This is a genomic window from Sphingobacterium sp. SYP-B4668 (assembly GCF_027627455.1).
Classification (GTDB): Bacteria; Bacteroidota; Bacteroidia; order Sphingobacteriales; family Sphingobacteriaceae; genus Sphingobacterium.
The window spans coordinates 41,831-58,347 of record NZ_CP115483.1 but is presented as its reverse complement, the minus strand read 5'-3'; the positions used below and the strand labels follow the sequence as shown (position 1 = coordinate 58,347).

The window sequence follows — 16,517 nt, the reverse complement described above, 5'->3', positions numbered from 1 at the left end:
GACAATCTTCTCCATACAAGCTCAACCGCACGCTCATATAAACAGGAAAAACTATCTATTTATAATAATTTATTAGCTTGACACCGTATCCCTCGCTATCCAGCACCAGTTCTCCGTCCTTTAAGTTATTACCGTCTTTATCTAAAATCGACAGTTGATACTTTGCCCCTGGTAAGCCATCCTCGATCGAAACGGAAAACCCAGCCCCTCCTACCGCATCTATCAATGTAACAGTCTTCTGCCAAGGAACTGTAACATTCTCTTCGTATTCGTCAGGAATATTGTAGGCATCTGTAATGGTAGGGGTATACTGTACCTGCGCAGCGGTTGCTGGCCCTTTCAACGTATAAGTAATCTGAAAGCTTGATGAATCTGAATCCGAGTCCTTTGAACAACTGACACCCAGAAAACCAATAGCACACAACATCAAAAACATTTTAATAGCTCTTTCCATAGATATTATATTTCTCCATTACATCCAATTATCATACCAACAAAAATGTGTCATTCGAGAATTATGACTAAATATTCGACTTACAGCGACTACATTGGCACACCATTTTACCTCCCCAGATAGTCAATGGTAAGACAATACACAAAGGCATAGTGCTAGACATCTATTCAATAAATAGGGAATCCTCGAGATAGTAAGGCTGCAATACTAACAAACATTTTTGGGCATTTTATCAGAGTCCATTTTTCATTATTTTGTCCGCAAGTCTTGGTGAAAGTTGGCTTATAAGTTTCAGCAATTTAGTCTTGCCGATGTAAATCTCAAAGATGTCCTTTTCAAAGCTTTGTATAAATTCTTTCACCAATTTTTCGGGTGATAGTTTTGACTTTCCACGGCCTTCGGTCATTGGTGTATCAATCAATACCGGTATGATTTCGAAAACTTTGGTATCGGTATTTTCCAGCTGATAGCGAAGTGTCTTTGAAAAACTATGAATGGCCGATTTTGTCGCACAATAAACAGATGCCATTTTTTTTGGAGAAATAAAAAGCCCACTACTTACATTTACGATCGCGCTGTTTTTGTGTTTCAACAACAACGGCACCAACAAAGCAGCTAGCTTAATTGGTGCTGTCAGGTTAGTCGAAATTTCGTATTCTATTTTGTAAATAAGATTTTTTTCATCTGTAAATTGGTAGTTGTACTGAACGGCAGCATTATTTACCAAAATATTTAAGTCTGAATGCTTTTCTTCAATAAAAAGCACTAACTCGTCCAGGGAGTTTTTATCGGCAAGGTCGCCAACAAAAAAATCAATTTCTGGAAATTGTGTTTTTATCTGCTGTAATTTTTCTTTACTACGTCCTGTGATGATGACCTTGTTTTCGAGTTCCCAAAAACACTTTGCCAAAGCCAAACCAATTCCCGAAGAGCCGCCTGTAATAAGTATTGTATTCCCGTTTAGCTTCATTTCGCAAGGGATTTTAACGCTCCATTTTCTTTAAATTCTTTCAAAGCTTCAAGATATAATTTATTGAAGGCTTCATTAGAATATGGATTTTGACTTGTTATCAACTCTTTATCTCTAACAGCAAAATTGCTAGCTGCTCGCCCTTTTTTGTATTTCAAGCCCAATTTTTTAAGTTGCTTTCCAATTTTTCTATTTGTCGGCTTTCCTTTCATAACAAATTTCTCAATGAAAAGCTCTTCTAATCCAGTGACAGAATTTACCTTATAACCAATAAATGGGTTTTCAATTTTAGGTATAGAAAGTATAAGTGCAGGTGCATGACAAACTAAACCAATGGGCTTTCCTTTATTGGAGAACTCTTTCAATAGTTGTGGAATTATACTGTCATTTATTAGATCGACCATCAAGCCCTGACCACCTGGAATGACTATTCCGCTATAATAATCTATGTTTTCAAGGGCTTGCTCCAAAGTAATTGGGTTATTAAATTTTTGATTGTGCTTTACAAAATCCGTTGCTTCCGTGATCAAAGTGTCGTTACCACTCCAATATTTTTTCTTATAGCTTTCCTTGTCAATCGAAGAGATTACACCATAGGGCGTAGCAAAATCTACTCCATAGCCCATGTTTTCGATTTCTTTTAACGTCAAATAAAACTCGCTCAGAAATACACCTGTTTCCACATAATTCCCACCCTTTTGTAGTGGTAATTCATTGGCCGCACTCATCACAAAAAGGACTTTATTTTGAGAAAAAACAGATGATACAAACAACAGGAAGATAGCTGTGAAAATTAAGTTCTTAACCATAGTAATCTCTTTAATTAAACTATGGTACAAAGAAAAAGAGATGAAATGACCTTTCCCTTTACATATGTAAAGAAATTATTTGCGTGATAGCTTCCTTCTAATTCTGCTTAATTGTGTTGGCGTAATACCTAGATACGAAGCGATATGATATTGAGGAATCTGCTGTTCTAACTGCGGAAAGTTTTTTTGAAAAATCTGGTAGCGCTTGTCTGCGTCTAATAAAACAATTTCAATTTCTCGCTGCTCTTTCTGCACAAAAAACTGCTCGGCCAAAATTCTAGCACCACGTTCAATATCAGGACAAATCTCATATAGTTTTTGTATGTCTGCAAACTTTGCGACCTGTATTCTGCAATCTGTAAGTGCCTGTTGAATAATTTGGTTAGGAGTTCCTGCGATGAGTGATGCGTAACCACCAATAAAGCAAGGATTGATAAAAAAATGTTTATTGTATTCAACCGCTTCGCTGTTTCTATAAAATGCTCGAATGATCCCACTTTCCAAAAAACCGATTTCTTTTGCCGTCTGTCCGTCAGTAATAAAGTAGTCACCTTTTTTCAAGACTTTGGGCAAAAACAATGTCGAAAACATATCCCAACTTTCGGGCGAAACAGGTGTCAGTTTATTGAAAAATGTTTTTAAATCGATCATCATTTTTGTTTTGAACACATCCATAATATACTAACATACAGAATTTTAACACTTTAAAAGAGTCAGATTTAACACTAAATCCCAATCAAAGCACCCGCTTTAAAGATAGGAAAAAGGTCAAGTCACTTCGCCCCCCTCTGGCAATTGGTGGCATTTTTCTATTTATTCGCCGTTGTGTAAAAGTCATAAGTCGCTTTTGTAATATCCGATATGATTTTTTCATTTGTGTCAAAATCCTCCTTTGATTCAGATACAAATATGCTGATGATAAAATACTCTCGATTAGGCAAAAAAACAATCCCGATATTGTTAACAGCTGCCGTTATCCCTGTCTCCTTGTTTGTGCCGGACCAGCCGGTCTTGTGAGCAACAATTGTTCCCTCGGGCAACTGTCCTTTTATTCTGTTTCTCCCTGTAGTTGTCTCTATATTTGTTTTCCAAAAGAAGTCGTAGCTGGCTTTAGATAGTATGTTGTTTTTGTTCTCATAAAACATTTCAAGAGTCTCGCTTGCAGCTTTTGGTGTAGTCCAATTTTGGAACATATTTTCCCACTTCGCCTGCATATTTGCTTCGTTGAAAGTAATTTGTATATCCTGAATATTATTCTTTTTAAAATATTCTTCAACTGTTTTAGGTGTTCCAATAAGCCCTATCAATACATCACAAGCGGTATTATCACTATGCGAAACTGAATATTGAATTAACTCTTCAATAGTAAAATTCCCTCCGTTAGGATTTTCGTCCCTTAGCGGACTCCAAAAATCTTTAGGTAAAAGTTGATTTGTACCTATGTGTATTTTCTGGTCTAATGAAAGCTTTCCTTTGTCAATCTCGGACAAGACAGCCAATGCTATATGAAATTTAAAAACACTTTGCATAGGAAATCGGCGATCTCCGTGTAAAGAAAGGGTGTCCTTATCGCTATTCCCAATAATTGAAACTCCGACTACAGCATTTTTGTCAGACACGATTTCTTCTATTTTGCTTCGTAGAATATCCGTCTTATTTTTTGACGTTTGGCAACTTGTTAGTAGTAATAAAAGTATGGCTGTCAATTGAACTAATCTTGTCATATTTATTTTTGATTTGTCAGTAATAAATTGTTCACCCAATTACAAGTAAATCTAAACATGTTCGGGCTTATCGCGAACACAATGTGTGCCATATTCAAAAAAATAAAACACCGAAACAGCTTATCCTTTCTAATTTGCTATTCCACTGTTCGTTCATTATTCAACGTGCTACTGATGAACTAATTTAACATATTTTATTGATTTTGAGCGCGCCATATGGATCGATTTACACCTCTGATAGGTTCATCAATACGGCAACAATAGCAACAACACCCTTTTATAGAGTTAAGAAAAAATCATCCAAAATGTACTCGGGGATTTTCATCGGCGATGACAAAAATGAAACAGCTTCCATACCTGGGAGGAAACAAAAAAAGCAATCTTGAATAAGATTGCTTTTTTTGTAGCCCGTAGGGGAATCGAACCCCTGTTTCAAGAATGAAAATCTTGCGTCCTAACCCCTAGACGAACGGGCCATTGCTTTTTGGTGATGCAAATATAAGAGGATTTTTATTCCTTCCAAAATATTTTCTCACCCTTTGACCTAAGCCATTGAGACTGAGAAAAATGATTTTTTATCCCTCTATTATTTCCATTTTAACAAAGGCGAAGAGTATAGGGTGCCTCGCATAAATTGAGATCAATGTACTCTTCGCCTCGCCTTTGACATTACTGTCAATATATTTAGATCAAATCGAAACCAATATCACGACGGAAATACTTCCCGTCAAAATAGATTCGACCTGCATCAGCAGTCGCCTGCTGCAGTGCCCCAAACAGCGTATCTTGGAGTGTAGTGACCGCAATCACTCGCCCTCCGGCAGTGACAATCTCTCCGTTCTGCTCTTTCGTACCGGCCTGAAACACGATAGACTCTTTTACATTCTCAATATTAGAGATTACTTTTCCAGACTCGTATGCTCCGGGATACCCTCCAGCGACCAACATCACGGTAACAGCAGTCTTAGGGCTTACCGTATACGACCGCGTCTCCAGGTTACCCTGCGCAACACCTTCCAAAAGGTCTATCAAATCCGATTCGATTCTTGGCAAGACCGATTCCGTCTCTGGGTCACCCATACGCACATTATATTCAATGACAAAAGGCTCCCCGCCGACATTCATCAAACCGATAAAAATAAAGCCCTTATAAGGGATGTTATCTTTCTTCAACCCTTCTACCGTCGGCTTAATAATACGCTCTTCAACTTTATTTAAAAACGTGGCATCCGCAAATGGAACGGGAGAAATAGACCCCATACCTCCGGTATTCAATCCTGTATCGCCTTCTCCAATACGCTTATAGTCTTTTGCTGAAGGTAATACTTTATATGAATTGCCATCTGTCAATACAAATACCGACAATTCAATCCCTTTCAAAAACTCCTCTACTACAACTACCTGGCTCGCTGCTCCAAATTTCGAATCCGTAATCATTGCTCTAAGCTCAGCCTTAGCCTCTTCATAGCTCTCTAATATCAAGACTCCCTTTCCCGCAGCTAGACCGTCAGCTTTCAAGACTATGGGCAAGCGCTGTGTATCTAAGTAAGCAATCCCCTCTTCTAGGTTAGACTTATCAAAAGAACGAGATGCCGCCGTAGGGATTTGATGCCTGTCCATAAATTGCTTTGAAAAATCCTTCGAACCTTCCAATTGTGCACCCTCTTGTTGAGGACCAATAACCGGGATGTGTTTTAGATCCTCTCTGTTCAAAAAGAAATCATGAATGCCCTTAACAAGGGGCTCTTCAGGTCCTACGAGAACCATATCGATAGCGTTTTCCAACGAAAATTTGGCGATACCTTCAAAATCCGTCACTTTAAGATCTACATTTTGACCATATAACTGCGTGCCGGCATTTCCTGGCGCGATAAACAATTTGTCTAGTTTTTTACTTTGAGCGATTTTATATGCAAAGGCTGATTCTCTTCCGCCTGAACCAATGATTAGGATATTCATAGTACAAACTTAGATAAATTATTCATTTATACTTAACAAAATCTGTGTGTGTTCACAAATTATTGCACCTTGTATCTGCCTTTAACCAATACCATTACAGCCAAAATAGCGTGGGTTCGAATCTGTATCTTCCCTTGACCTAACACTTCATTTGTTTATTATTAAAATCACTTTATATTTCATTCATTTTTTCTTAATTTTCAAAAAAACAATCATGTCATACATCTATCCCGAAAAGGGAGAAAGTAAGTCGCAAATAGTTTTGGCCAATTAAACCAATTACATAAAAAAATCAATCATGAGTTCAAAATACCTCCTCTTGTGTTTGTTTATCTTCCTAAGCCGCTTAGGATACGCCCAGACCACCTCTCTAGAACACACCACACAAAAGCTAGAAAGCTACCTCTCGAATAATTTTCAAGAAAAATTATATCTACAACTAGACAAGCAGCACTATACTGCCGGCGAGACCATTTGGTTCAAAGTCTACGCAACCGTGGGCATTGAAAACCTCTTGTCCAATATTAGCGGAATAGGATACATCGAGCTAATCGGTCCTCAAAAGAAAATCATTAAATCAATTACGATCCCGCTCACCGCAGGGTTGGGTGTCGGAGACATCGACCTCATAGATACACTCATAGAAGGTTCATACCGCATACGGGCCTATACCAACTGGATGCGCAATCAAGGAGAAGAATACTTTTTTGACAAAACCATAAATATCGCCAATGGACGAGGAGACAATATCGTTACCAAAACGACCTTCGTCACCAACCAAGACGAAAAGAACAAAAACAACATCTACTCCATAGAGCTCAAAGACCTCTTAGGAGCCCCACTCATCAATAGCAATGTACACTATCAAGTGTACACAAACGAAAAAATAGAGGACAAGGGGCGAGAAAAATCAGACATCACGGGCAAAATTGAAATCAAAACAAAAAAAGAATTCACGAATGGTTACATTCTCCTGACTTTTGAATCTAACGATCAAAGAACGGTTAAAAAAATCATCCCGCTCCAACAATCTTCCCAAAACAGTATCCAACTATTCCCGGAAGGCGGGATACTCCTAAACAATACCCTCGGCAAAATAGGTGTAAAGACATTACAACCCAATGGATTGGGAATTCAATCAAAAGGTAAGGTCCTGAATGAAAAAGAGGAATTGGTTGCCGAGTTTGAGACCAATCATTTAGGGATGGGGAGCTTCTCCATTAATGCCCTATCACAACACAAATATACGGCACACCTTACGTTCGAAGATGGCACGACCAAAACTGCTGAGCTTCCCAAGATCGAATCTTCGGGTATCGCCGTATCTGTCAATCCTTTTATGAAAGACAGGCTCGCCATACAATACAGCTTATCGACCGATCTCTTAGACCAAAAAGAAGTCTATTTAATGGTTCAGCATTTGGGAGAAATTCTATATGTCGCCAAGCAAAAAGCAACTAAAAATGAAATGTTATTCATGGTCCCTAAGAAAGACCTTCCTTCTGGAGTCTTTCAAGTCACGTTGCTATCCAATGCCGGGTTGCCCCTGAGCGAAAGAATGGTCTTCAACTCCAACCCAAAGAACTTCCTTCCTCTTAAGGTAGCACTCGACAATACTACTTACACCAACCGGAGCAAAGTACAGGTCAAACTAACGGATGCGACTACAGACACGACCAACTTTGCCAGTCTATCTGCAGCTGTCATCAACCTTGACCGCAACCAACCCTACAAGAAGTATGGGACAACCGTCTTTTCTCAATTGCTCCTATCCTCTGATATAAAAGGGTACCTACAAGAGCCGGGGTATTATTTTGAAAACACGGATAGCATCCGTTTAACGGATTTAGACAATTTAATGCTCACCCAGGGTTGGAGAAAAATTGAGTGGCAGCGCATAGATTCGGCCGCCGCAGCAAAACCCACCTTCGCTCCTGAAAAAGAATTATCCATCAAAGGTACGGTACGGAAATACGCAAGAAAAGCTGTCGCTCCCAATGCAAAGCTAAAATTAATTTCCACGCGCAGCTTTTTAGACTACATCGATACCACGGCCACTGCAGAGGGTCGGTTTAACTTTGACAAGCTCATCTTCCCAGACAGTGTCAAATTCTTGATTACCGCCACCGATGAAAACGGAAAGAAAAATGTGGAGATTGATGTAGATCCACAGTCATACCCACTTATTACCGCAAATAAAAATGCTCCTGACGAATCGGGAGATATCAATCTCCAATTGCAGCAAAGTATCCTATCCAATCAGCGCATGTTTGCAGAAATGCAGCAAAAAGGACTGATGCAAAAAACAATTTTTCTGGAAGAGGTCACGATCAACAAACGTATAGAGAAAAAAGCTTCTGAGCAATCTTCCAACTTGAATGGTGCTGGCAGGGCCGATCAAATCCTCGACGCTAAGGACCTAGAGACTTGCCCTTCTTTAGAAATGTGCCTCAACGGACGGTTAATGGGAGTTTATTTTCAAAATGGCATTCCTTACAATACGCGCGGCAACGTACCCATGCAAATCGTGCTGGATGGTATGTATATTGAAGGAAACCAACTCAGCATGATTAATTCCTTTGATGTCGAAAGTATAGAAGTACTACGAAATGCCTCCTATACAGCTATATACGGATCGTACGGTGGTGGCGGTGTCATTGTGATCACATCTAAGAGAGGTAAATCTGGTTTATCAAGCAATTTTACTCCCAAAGGGATTGCGACGGCCACACCGAAAGGCCTGCATCTCAATAAAACGTTCTTCAAGCCAGACTATGAAGTCAATAGTCCAGAGAAAGCATTCACCAGAGATTATCGCTCCACTATACACTGGGAGCCCAACCTCATCCTCAAAGACCAAGATGGAACTGGCTTCTTCTTCTATACCTCGGATGAGAAGGGTACATACCAAATGACCGTAGAAGGCGTTGATACTAAAGGCAGATTGGTGAGCAAGATCGTAGATTTTGAAGTTAAATAAATACATGCATGGAATTCATAAAAGTTAATATAGAAGAACGGATCGCTCACATCGCTCTGGACAGAGGTAAGTCAAACGCTATGCACCTAGAGATGATCGAAGAATTAGCATCGGCTATTAAGCAAGCTGAAGAAAATCCAGCGATAGAGGGATTAATTCTTCATGGTAAAGAAAATTTTTTCACGTCGGGATTAGACCTGATTACCCTATACCAATATAACGAGCAACAGATGGAGACCTTTTGGACTCAGTTCCTCTCCCTTATCCACCAGCTGGCAGCATTTCCCAAGCCTGCTGTTGCTGCCATTTCGGGACATAGTCCCGCGGGAGGATGTGTGTTGGGCATCTGTTGCGACTATCGCGTCATGGCTCAAGGCGACTTTATTGTCGGACTGAATGAAGTGCCCGTTGGAATTGTTGTCCCAGAAAGCATTTTCGAGTTATATAGCTTTTGGATAGGAAAGAGACGAGCCTATCAATATCTATTGGAAGGTAAGCTTTTAAAGCCTGAAGAAGCGCTCGAAGTAGGCCTAGTAGATGAGCTGGTCAGCCCTATTAGTATCAAGACTGCTGCCCTACGTAAAATTAAACTGCTGACACAATTTGAAAAAAATGCTTGGCGCACAACAAAGCTCAACCTCAGAAAAAACCTACTCCATACCATCAAAACGGATCAGGCCGCAGACGTAGCTCAAGCCCTTCAGCAATGGTGGGCGCCCAGTACGCGAGCCGTGCTCAAAACAATTATTGAAAATCTAACCGCTAAAAAGCCTTAACATGGAAGCATTGAAAGTTGAAGGAGCACTACGTGAGAACTCATTAAAAGGAAAGACTATCGTCGTGACAGGAGGCGGTACGGGCTTAGGACGCAAAATGGCGACCTATTTTTTGGAACTAGGCGCTAATATTGTCATCTCTAGCCGCAAAATAGATGTACTCGATAAAGCTGCAACGGAGATGATGCAAGAAAAAGGGGGTGCTGTACTGCCCGTTGCCTGTGATATCCGCAATATTGAAGACGTGGAAAACCTGCTAAAAGTAGCTGAGGAAAAATTTGGTAGAATTGACGTGTTAGTCAACAATGCCGCAGGTAACTTTATCTCTCCCACAGAACGTCTATCAGCCAATGCCTTCTCAACCGTCATAGACATTGTCCTCAAGGGCACTGTCAACTGCACATTGACGTTTGGCAAAAATTGGATCAAGCGCAAACAACAAGCCACAGTGCTCAACATCATAACGACCTATGCCTTTACTGGCTCTGGCTATGTCGTGCCATCCGCCGTAGCGAAGGGAGGGGTATTGACACTCACCAAATCCTTGGCTGCTGAATGGGGGAAGTATGGCATCCGCAACAACGCCATAGCTCCCGGGCCTTTCCCCACAAAGGGTGCCTGGGACCGATTACTTCCTGGGGATCTCGCAGAAAAGTTTGACTTCAAAAATCGAGTACCGTTGAAACGAGTAGGAGACCATCAAGAGCTTGCCAATCTCGCAGCTTTTCTTATCTCAGATTTCGCAGGCTATATCAACGGAGAGATTATCACCATTGATGGTGGAGAATGGTTACAGGGCGCAGGACAATTCAACGGATTCGAAGCCATTCCGGAAGAGATGTGGGACATGATAGAGAGCAGCATCCGAAACAGCAATAAATAAGACAAACGAGTCTCCGTATTATCCTTACGGAAAGTGTCAGCAATGCTCCTATAGTATCGGTATATCCAAATGCTTGGGACAGGCCCCTATTGGATAGTATCCATCGGAATGCGTAAAAAATTATTTAGCAATCCTATCATGATTCACTATATTTATGACCAACTTAGAGTTTAGCATATGAGTAGAATTGACACAAATACGCAAGCCAAAATCAATCAATGGCTTAGTTCTGAATATGACCTTGATACCACACAAAAGGTTAAACAACTGATCGACAATAACGAAGAGACCGAGCTTATTGACAGCTTTTATAAAGACCTTGAGTTTGGTACCGGAGGACTTCGTGGCATTATGGGCGTCGGGTCTAACCGAATGAACAAATACACAATTGGCAAAGCCACACAAGGACTGGCCAATTATCTCAAAAAAAGTTTTCCTGGGCAGCAGCTCAAAGTAGCAATTGCCTACGACAGCCGCAATAGTTCTCAACCCTTCGGTCAGTTGGTTGCAGATGTCTTTTCTGCAAACGGCATCACTGTTTATCTCTTTGAGCAGCTCAGACCTACTCCTATGCTTTCTTTTGCCATTAGACACTTTGGCTGCCAAAGCGGGGTCATGCTCACGGCATCGCACAATCCAAAGGAATACAATGGATACAAGGCTTATTGGAACGATGGATGCCAGCTTACTGCTCCCCATGACAAGAATGTAATAGACGAGGTGAATGCCATTACATCTGTCAACGAAATCTCCTTTACAGCAAAGATCAACAACATTATTTCCGTTGGTGAGGATATGGACGACCTATATATCCAAGCCAACAAATCTCTCAGCATACACCCGGAGATAGTTGCTGCACAGAAAGACCTTAAAATTGTCTTCTCTCCCATACACGGCACAGGCATCACCATCGTCCCTAAACTACTTAAAGCTTGGGGATTTGAGAATATCACCATCGTAGAAGAACAAGCAGAGCCTAATGGCAACTTTCCAACCGTAATCTACCCTAATCCCGAAGAAGAGGATGCCATGTCAATGGCAAATGCTAAAGGAGAAGCTATACAAGCAGACCTAGTAATGGCTACCGACCCAGATGCAGATCGCGTCGGTGTCGCGATTAGAGACCATCAGGGACGCCTACAGTTAATCAACGGAAACCAAATCGGCAGCTTATTGATCTACTATGTACTCAGCGCTCGGACAGCCCTTAAAAATCTTCCGGCCAGTCCCTATGTTGTCAAAACCATCGTCACGACCAATCTGCAGGCTGATATTGCAGCACATTTCAAAGTTAAGCACTATGAGACCCTTACAGGATTCAAATATATAGGCGAACTCATCACTAACCTCTTGGGCCAAGAACAATATTTGGCTGGTGGAGAAGAGAGTTACGGTTACTTAGTCGGTGACCTGGTCAGGGACAAAGATGCTCCCAATGCCTGTGCTTTTCTTGCCGAAATGGCGGCTTATTTCAAACATCAGGGCAAATCTCTCTATGATGTATTGCTAGAAATCTATCAACAATTTGGCTGCTATCAAGAAAAGCTTGTCTCGCTGACCAAAAAAGGAAAAGCAGGTGCAGAAGAGATTAACGCCATGATGGTGAGACTGCGTCAAGATATCCCCGCTACCTTAGGAGGTGTCGCAGTGAAAGAAGTTCGGGACTATCAAAATCGGGTATCCATTGATTTGGCTACCGGTCAAAAATCCCCCATAGAATTGCCACAGTCTGACGTCTTGCAGTTCATTACCGTAGACGGAGATGTCATTTCAGCGAGACCTTCTGGCACAGAACCCAAAATAAAATTTTATTGCTCGGTCAAAGCACCCCTAGAAAGCGTAAAAGATTATCTCGATGTCAGCAAGCAGCTCGACAACAAAGTAGAACAAATGTTGGCAGATATTATCTAATCTTTACACGATGGAAAAATGGAAACTACTTGCTTCAGAATACTTGGTTAAAAGACCTTGGGCAACCCTTCGTGTCGATAAATTACAACTACCCAATGGAAATATCAAAGACGAGTACTATGTTCTTGAATACCCGACCTGGGTCAATATGATAGGCATTACTCGCGATCAAAATATACTCTTTGTCCGTCAGTATCGGCATGGGGCCGATAAAATCCTTGTCGAACTTCCTGCTGGGGTTGTTGAAGACGGCGAAGATCCTGCCGATGCTGCTCGTCGAGAACTCCTAGAAGAGACTGGATATGCTTTTGATAGCATCAAAGAAATATGTAAACTCTATGCCAACCCCGCCACCAGCGGCAATCTTACTTATACCTACCTGTTGACGGGGGGGCTTAAGGTCCAAGAGCAGGAATTGGACAATTCGGAAGACATAGAGGTCGTTATCATGTCCATTGAGGAAGCAAAAATATTTTTACTTGAAAACCAACTTGGGCAAGCGCTACACACAGCAGCTCTCTTTTACGCGCTAAAAGAAATAGACGCATTATAGGCATGCACAAATAGGCAAGGTATCACACCTCTCATAGCGACGATACCCTGCCTATTTTGACTTTTGAAGCCGTTCGCTTTTTTGTACCTTTGCGGCATGGCGAGAGAAATAATAGAAACTAAGAGAAAAGCACTTCAAATCAACCTTAACCCAGATATCTACGGCACTTTTGCGGAGATAGGTGGAGGGCAGGAAGTTGCTCGAAATTTCTTTGGTGCTGGAGCAGCATCCGGGACCATCGCAAAAACCATATCGGCCTATGACATGGCCTTCAGTGACGCCATATACGGTGCCGAAGAGTCGGGAAGATACGTAAGTAGAACTCGACTTAACAAAATGCTCCACCATGAATTTGAACTACTGACTGAGCGCCTTGTTGGCGAAAAATATGTCCATAAAAAGTTCTTCTCTTTCGCCAATACTGTTACCACATTAAATTTTACCAAAACCAACGAACCCCATGGGTGGATCGGTATTCGATTCCAGAGTGTAAAAGATGGTCCTATAAATCAAATCATCATCCATACCAGGCTACTGGATAATGACAATCAAGTACAGCAGAAGGTATTGGGGACCATCGGTGTCAACCTCGTGTATGCGGCCTACTTTTATACCAATGACATCCAGTCCATGATAGAGTCTTTGGTTGACAATGTCTCGCCAGGCTCGGTAGAGATTGACTTAGTGAAGGTAGAGGGCCCTGTTTTTGAAAGTGTAAATGAACGATTGATCAACTTATATCTTGTAGCCAAGGGATTCTCCAAAGCAGCTATTTTCAAACCTGACGGAAAAGCGGCGCAAAGCAAGGACTACCTTTACAAAAAAGACATCATCATACTCCGCACAAAATATCGCCAGAAATCATTACCAAACTTTGATTTGTTCAACTTAGCCGTAGAGCAATTTAAGCGAAATACACATGCCGACCCTGACAATGTCGTCGTCATGATTGAAGTACTCATGGGCAATGTTCTTGAAGAAGATTCAAATATCTCCAATGAAGACCTAAAATACTTTGCAGAGCGCGCCGAATACCTTTGCTCAACAGGGAATAATATTTTAGTATCCAATTTTAGACGGAATAATCACTTAGCAGAATACATGTCTCAGTTTAAACCGGGTAATATTGGTATTGCTTCCAACATATCCAACTTGAGAAATATCTTCAACTCCGACCAGTACAACAAAGATCATTACACAAACGAATTGTTGGGCTATATCAGCGGTATGTTCAATAAAAATGTCAAGCTATATGTCTATCCCTATATGAATAAGCAGGAAGACATCATTACGACCAAAAATCTGAAAGTATCTCCCGAAGCAAAACCTCTATTTGATTTCTTGATACAGAATAAGTATATTATTGACATTGAAAATTACGACCCGAAATTTGTCAAAACCATATAACAGACATTTACAAGAAAAGGCTTTCCGTTTGGAAAGCCTTTTCTTGTTATAAGAACTTCTTGTATATGGAATACATTATCTTCAAATCCTCCTCGGTTAACGTCGCGGTATTGGTGTCTTTTTGGATATAGTGAATCTTGAAGGCTTTGATTGCAGCATCTAGATTCTTGATGTCATAGCCGATAATCCGAAGAGCCATTTTAGGATTGAAATCAAATGGTGGCGTTTCCAAATAATCATCATACCAATATCCGAACCCCTTGTCAGCAAACTGCTTCCAAGGAAATCTAGAAGGGTCATTTTTGCGCATGGGAGCCAAGTCCATATGACCGATAAAATTTGCCTGAGGGATATTATAAGCCTTCTTAAGATAAGACAACAATTCTGTAAGACTATTCATTTGTACCTCCGTCCACGGATCTGTCGTCCCATTATTATCCAACTCGATTCCTATCGATGACGAGTTGAGATCTGTATCGTTACCCCATTTTCCCAACCCCGCATGATGTGCCCTAAAATAATCGTTTACCATCTGCACTACCTTTCCGTCTCTACCAATCACATAATGTGAGCTCACACCAGCCTTTACAGAATGGAATGTCTTGATGGTCTGGTCCGTAGAATTTTGAGCCGTATGATGGATAACAACATAATTCGGCTTGCGAATACCAAAATTGGTAGAAGCCACCCACTCTTTATCCTTAACCAACAATATCTTGGAGATGGCCTGTTCTTTAGGCGGTGTTTCTCGATACACCTTGGCTAGTTCCTTTGCCTTCTTCTTATAGATCTTTTCCGTAGCTGCATACTTCCCTCCTGAGCAAGATGCAATCGTGAGTGACGCCAGCAAATAGAATAAGGATTTGTTTATTTTCATAGGTGCTTAATTTGCTATTCATCTGTCGCATGGAATATCCAACCCTCATTCATTCACGCTTTTAGGCGGCTTTTGGTAGAGTGGCATTTCATTGGACAAAATTATTTTTTTAATGGCGACAAAGCTATCCGAATCATTTTTTCACTTATTTTCAACCCCGGGTGATCTGCAAGAGATTGCACCACTAATTCGTCCTTACTTGTGAGTAGTCTGTTCATGATGGTTTCGTCTATGTAAAATATTTACGCTCGCATGTTCTATACGATATTCGCAAACAAACTTAGGTAAACTCTCCTCCTTTCACAAATTGTGGCCATCATTTGTTTTCATCACAGGTATAAACCACTCCACCTTACTAGCAGCTATTCAAAGGTATCCATATTCGGCCTCCTACAAGACATAAGAAAGGTGTAGTCATCATCATCCCCACATCATCATATTCCATAAACGACAGCATATTTATTTCGTTTTTTTTAATTAATTTGCATTACAATCTTTTATAAATAAGACACATATGAGCGATTTCTCACTACAGTCCTTTATTGCAAAAACAAGGCAGGATGATTCCGAACATGATTATTTCGAGCTTGAAAAAGCACAGATGCTCGAAATCAATCTCAATAACCAATCCGTCTGGACGAAAAACGGCAGTATGGTCGGTTATGTTGGTAGTATCAAATTTGAACGAGAAGGGATGCTCTCGGGTGGAATTGGTAATTTTCTTAAAAAAACACTTACAGGAGAAGGCGCAAAACTCATGAAGGCCCACGGTACAGGCAGGCTTTATGTGGCCGATTCTGGCAAAAAAGTGCAAATCTTGCACCTAGACAATGAATCCATATGTGTCAATGGAAATGATATCCTTGCGCATGACCAAACCATCAAAAATGAGATTACTATGCTCAAAAGCGTGGCGGGGATGCTTTCAGGCGGTCTATTTCAAGTACGGCTCACGGGTACTGGGTATGTTGCCATCACCACCCATGGAGACCCTCTCACGCTAATGGTTACTCCTGGAAATCCCGTATTTACGGATCCTAATGCTACTGTTGCCTGGGCGGGACATCTAAGACCAGAACTAAAAAGCAATGTTTCTTTCAAAAGTATCTTAGGAAGAGGCAGTGGTGAAGAATTTCAGATGATGTTTCAAGGAGAAGGATGGGTATTGATCCAACCTTACGAAGAAGTTTATTTTCAACAAAGCTAAAAATAAA

14 protein-coding genes and 1 tRNA gene are annotated in these 16,517 nt (G+C 40.9%); 7 read left to right on the top strand and 8 right to left on the bottom strand.

The window, feature by feature from the left end; genetic code table 11:
• Nucleotides 1–55: 55 nt before the first annotated feature.
• From OQ289_RS00300 to purD, 7 genes are all read right to left on the bottom strand, one after another.
• Complete coding sequence (locus tag OQ289_RS00300; protein ID WP_270088894.1) at nucleotides 56–454, bottom strand: hypothetical protein; 399 nt, start codon at nucleotides 452–454, stop codon at nucleotides 56–58.
• A 232-nt stretch (nucleotides 455–686) separates the two neighbouring features.
• Nucleotides 687–1,424, bottom strand: coding sequence for an SDR family oxidoreductase (locus tag OQ289_RS00295; RefSeq protein WP_270088893.1), 738 nt, complete (start codon nucleotides 1,422–1,424; stop codon nucleotides 687–689).
• Nucleotides 1,421–2,233 carry a DJ-1/PfpI family protein gene (locus tag OQ289_RS00290; RefSeq protein WP_270088892.1) on the bottom strand — a complete coding sequence of 271 codons (813 nt, stop codon included), beginning with the start codon at nucleotides 2,231–2,233 and terminating at the stop codon, nucleotides 1,421–1,423. Before OQ289_RS00290 ends, OQ289_RS00295 begins: the two co-directional genes overlap by 4 nt.
• A 75-nt stretch (nucleotides 2,234–2,308) precedes the next feature.
• On the bottom strand, nucleotides 2,309–2,887 hold the full coding sequence (locus OQ289_RS00285; RefSeq protein WP_270088891.1) for a Crp/Fnr family transcriptional regulator: 579 nt from the start codon (nucleotides 2,885–2,887) through the stop codon (nucleotides 2,309–2,311).
• Between the two features lie 155 nt (nucleotides 2,888–3,042).
• A complete protein-coding gene (bla, locus tag OQ289_RS00280; RefSeq protein WP_270088890.1) occupies nucleotides 3,043–3,957 on the bottom strand; it encodes a class A beta-lactamase, subclass A2 in 915 nt (304 codons plus the stop codon).
• 404 nt (nucleotides 3,958–4,361) lie between these two features.
• Nucleotides 4,362–4,433 (bottom strand) — tRNA-Glu (locus OQ289_RS00275).
• Nucleotides 4,434–4,641: 208 nt separating this feature from the next.
• Nucleotides 4,642–5,916, bottom strand: a complete 1,275-nt coding sequence (gene purD / locus OQ289_RS00270) for a phosphoribosylamine--glycine ligase (RefSeq protein ID WP_270088889.1) — start codon at nucleotides 5,914–5,916, stop codon at nucleotides 4,642–4,644.
• 298 nt (nucleotides 5,917–6,214) lie between these two features.
• Here purD and OQ289_RS00265 point away from each other — a divergent pair, with 298 nt between their 5' ends.
• The 6 genes from OQ289_RS00265 to OQ289_RS00240 all read left to right on the top strand — a co-directional run bounded on the left by OQ289_RS00265 (nucleotide 6,215) and on the right by OQ289_RS00240 (nucleotide 14,426).
• Nucleotides 6,215–8,896, top strand: coding sequence for a TonB-dependent receptor plug domain-containing protein (locus tag OQ289_RS00265; RefSeq protein WP_270088888.1), 2,682 nt, complete (start codon nucleotides 6,215–6,217; stop codon nucleotides 8,894–8,896).
• A gap of 8 nt (nucleotides 8,897–8,904) precedes the next feature.
• A complete protein-coding gene (locus OQ289_RS00260) occupies nucleotides 8,905–9,672 on the top strand; it encodes an enoyl-CoA hydratase/isomerase family protein (protein ID WP_270088887.1) in 768 nt (255 codons plus the stop codon).
• Between the two features lies 1 nt (nucleotide 9,673).
• On the top strand, nucleotides 9,674–10,555 hold the full coding sequence (locus tag OQ289_RS00255; RefSeq protein ID WP_270088886.1) for an SDR family oxidoreductase: 882 nt from the start codon (nucleotides 9,674–9,676) through the stop codon (nucleotides 10,553–10,555).
• A gap of 177 nt (nucleotides 10,556–10,732) precedes the next feature.
• Complete coding sequence (locus OQ289_RS00250; RefSeq protein ID WP_270088885.1) at nucleotides 10,733–12,466, top strand: phospho-sugar mutase; 1,734 nt, start codon at nucleotides 10,733–10,735, stop codon at nucleotides 12,464–12,466.
• Between the two features lie 10 nt (nucleotides 12,467–12,476).
• Entirely contained in the window at nucleotides 12,477–13,019 is a 543-nt protein-coding gene (locus OQ289_RS00245) for an NUDIX hydrolase (protein ID WP_270088884.1), read from the top strand.
• A gap of 96 nt (nucleotides 13,020–13,115) precedes the next feature.
• A complete protein-coding gene (locus tag OQ289_RS00240) occupies nucleotides 13,116–14,426 on the top strand; it encodes a nicotinamide mononucleotide adenylyltransferase (RefSeq protein ID WP_270088883.1) in 1,311 nt (436 codons plus the stop codon).
• Between the two features lie 46 nt (nucleotides 14,427–14,472).
• On the opposite strand, the gene OQ289_RS00235 is transcribed toward OQ289_RS00240, so the two are convergent.
• Complete coding sequence (locus OQ289_RS00235; protein ID WP_270088882.1) at nucleotides 14,473–15,303, bottom strand: N-acetylmuramoyl-L-alanine amidase; 831 nt, start codon at nucleotides 15,301–15,303, stop codon at nucleotides 14,473–14,475.
• Between the two features lie 514 nt (nucleotides 15,304–15,817).
• Here OQ289_RS00235 and OQ289_RS00230 point away from each other — a divergent pair.
• On the top strand, nucleotides 15,818–16,510 hold the full coding sequence (locus tag OQ289_RS00230; RefSeq protein WP_270088881.1) for an AIM24 family protein: 693 nt from the start codon (nucleotides 15,818–15,820) through the stop codon (nucleotides 16,508–16,510).
• The last annotated feature ends 7 nt before the right edge of the window (nucleotides 16,511–16,517 follow it).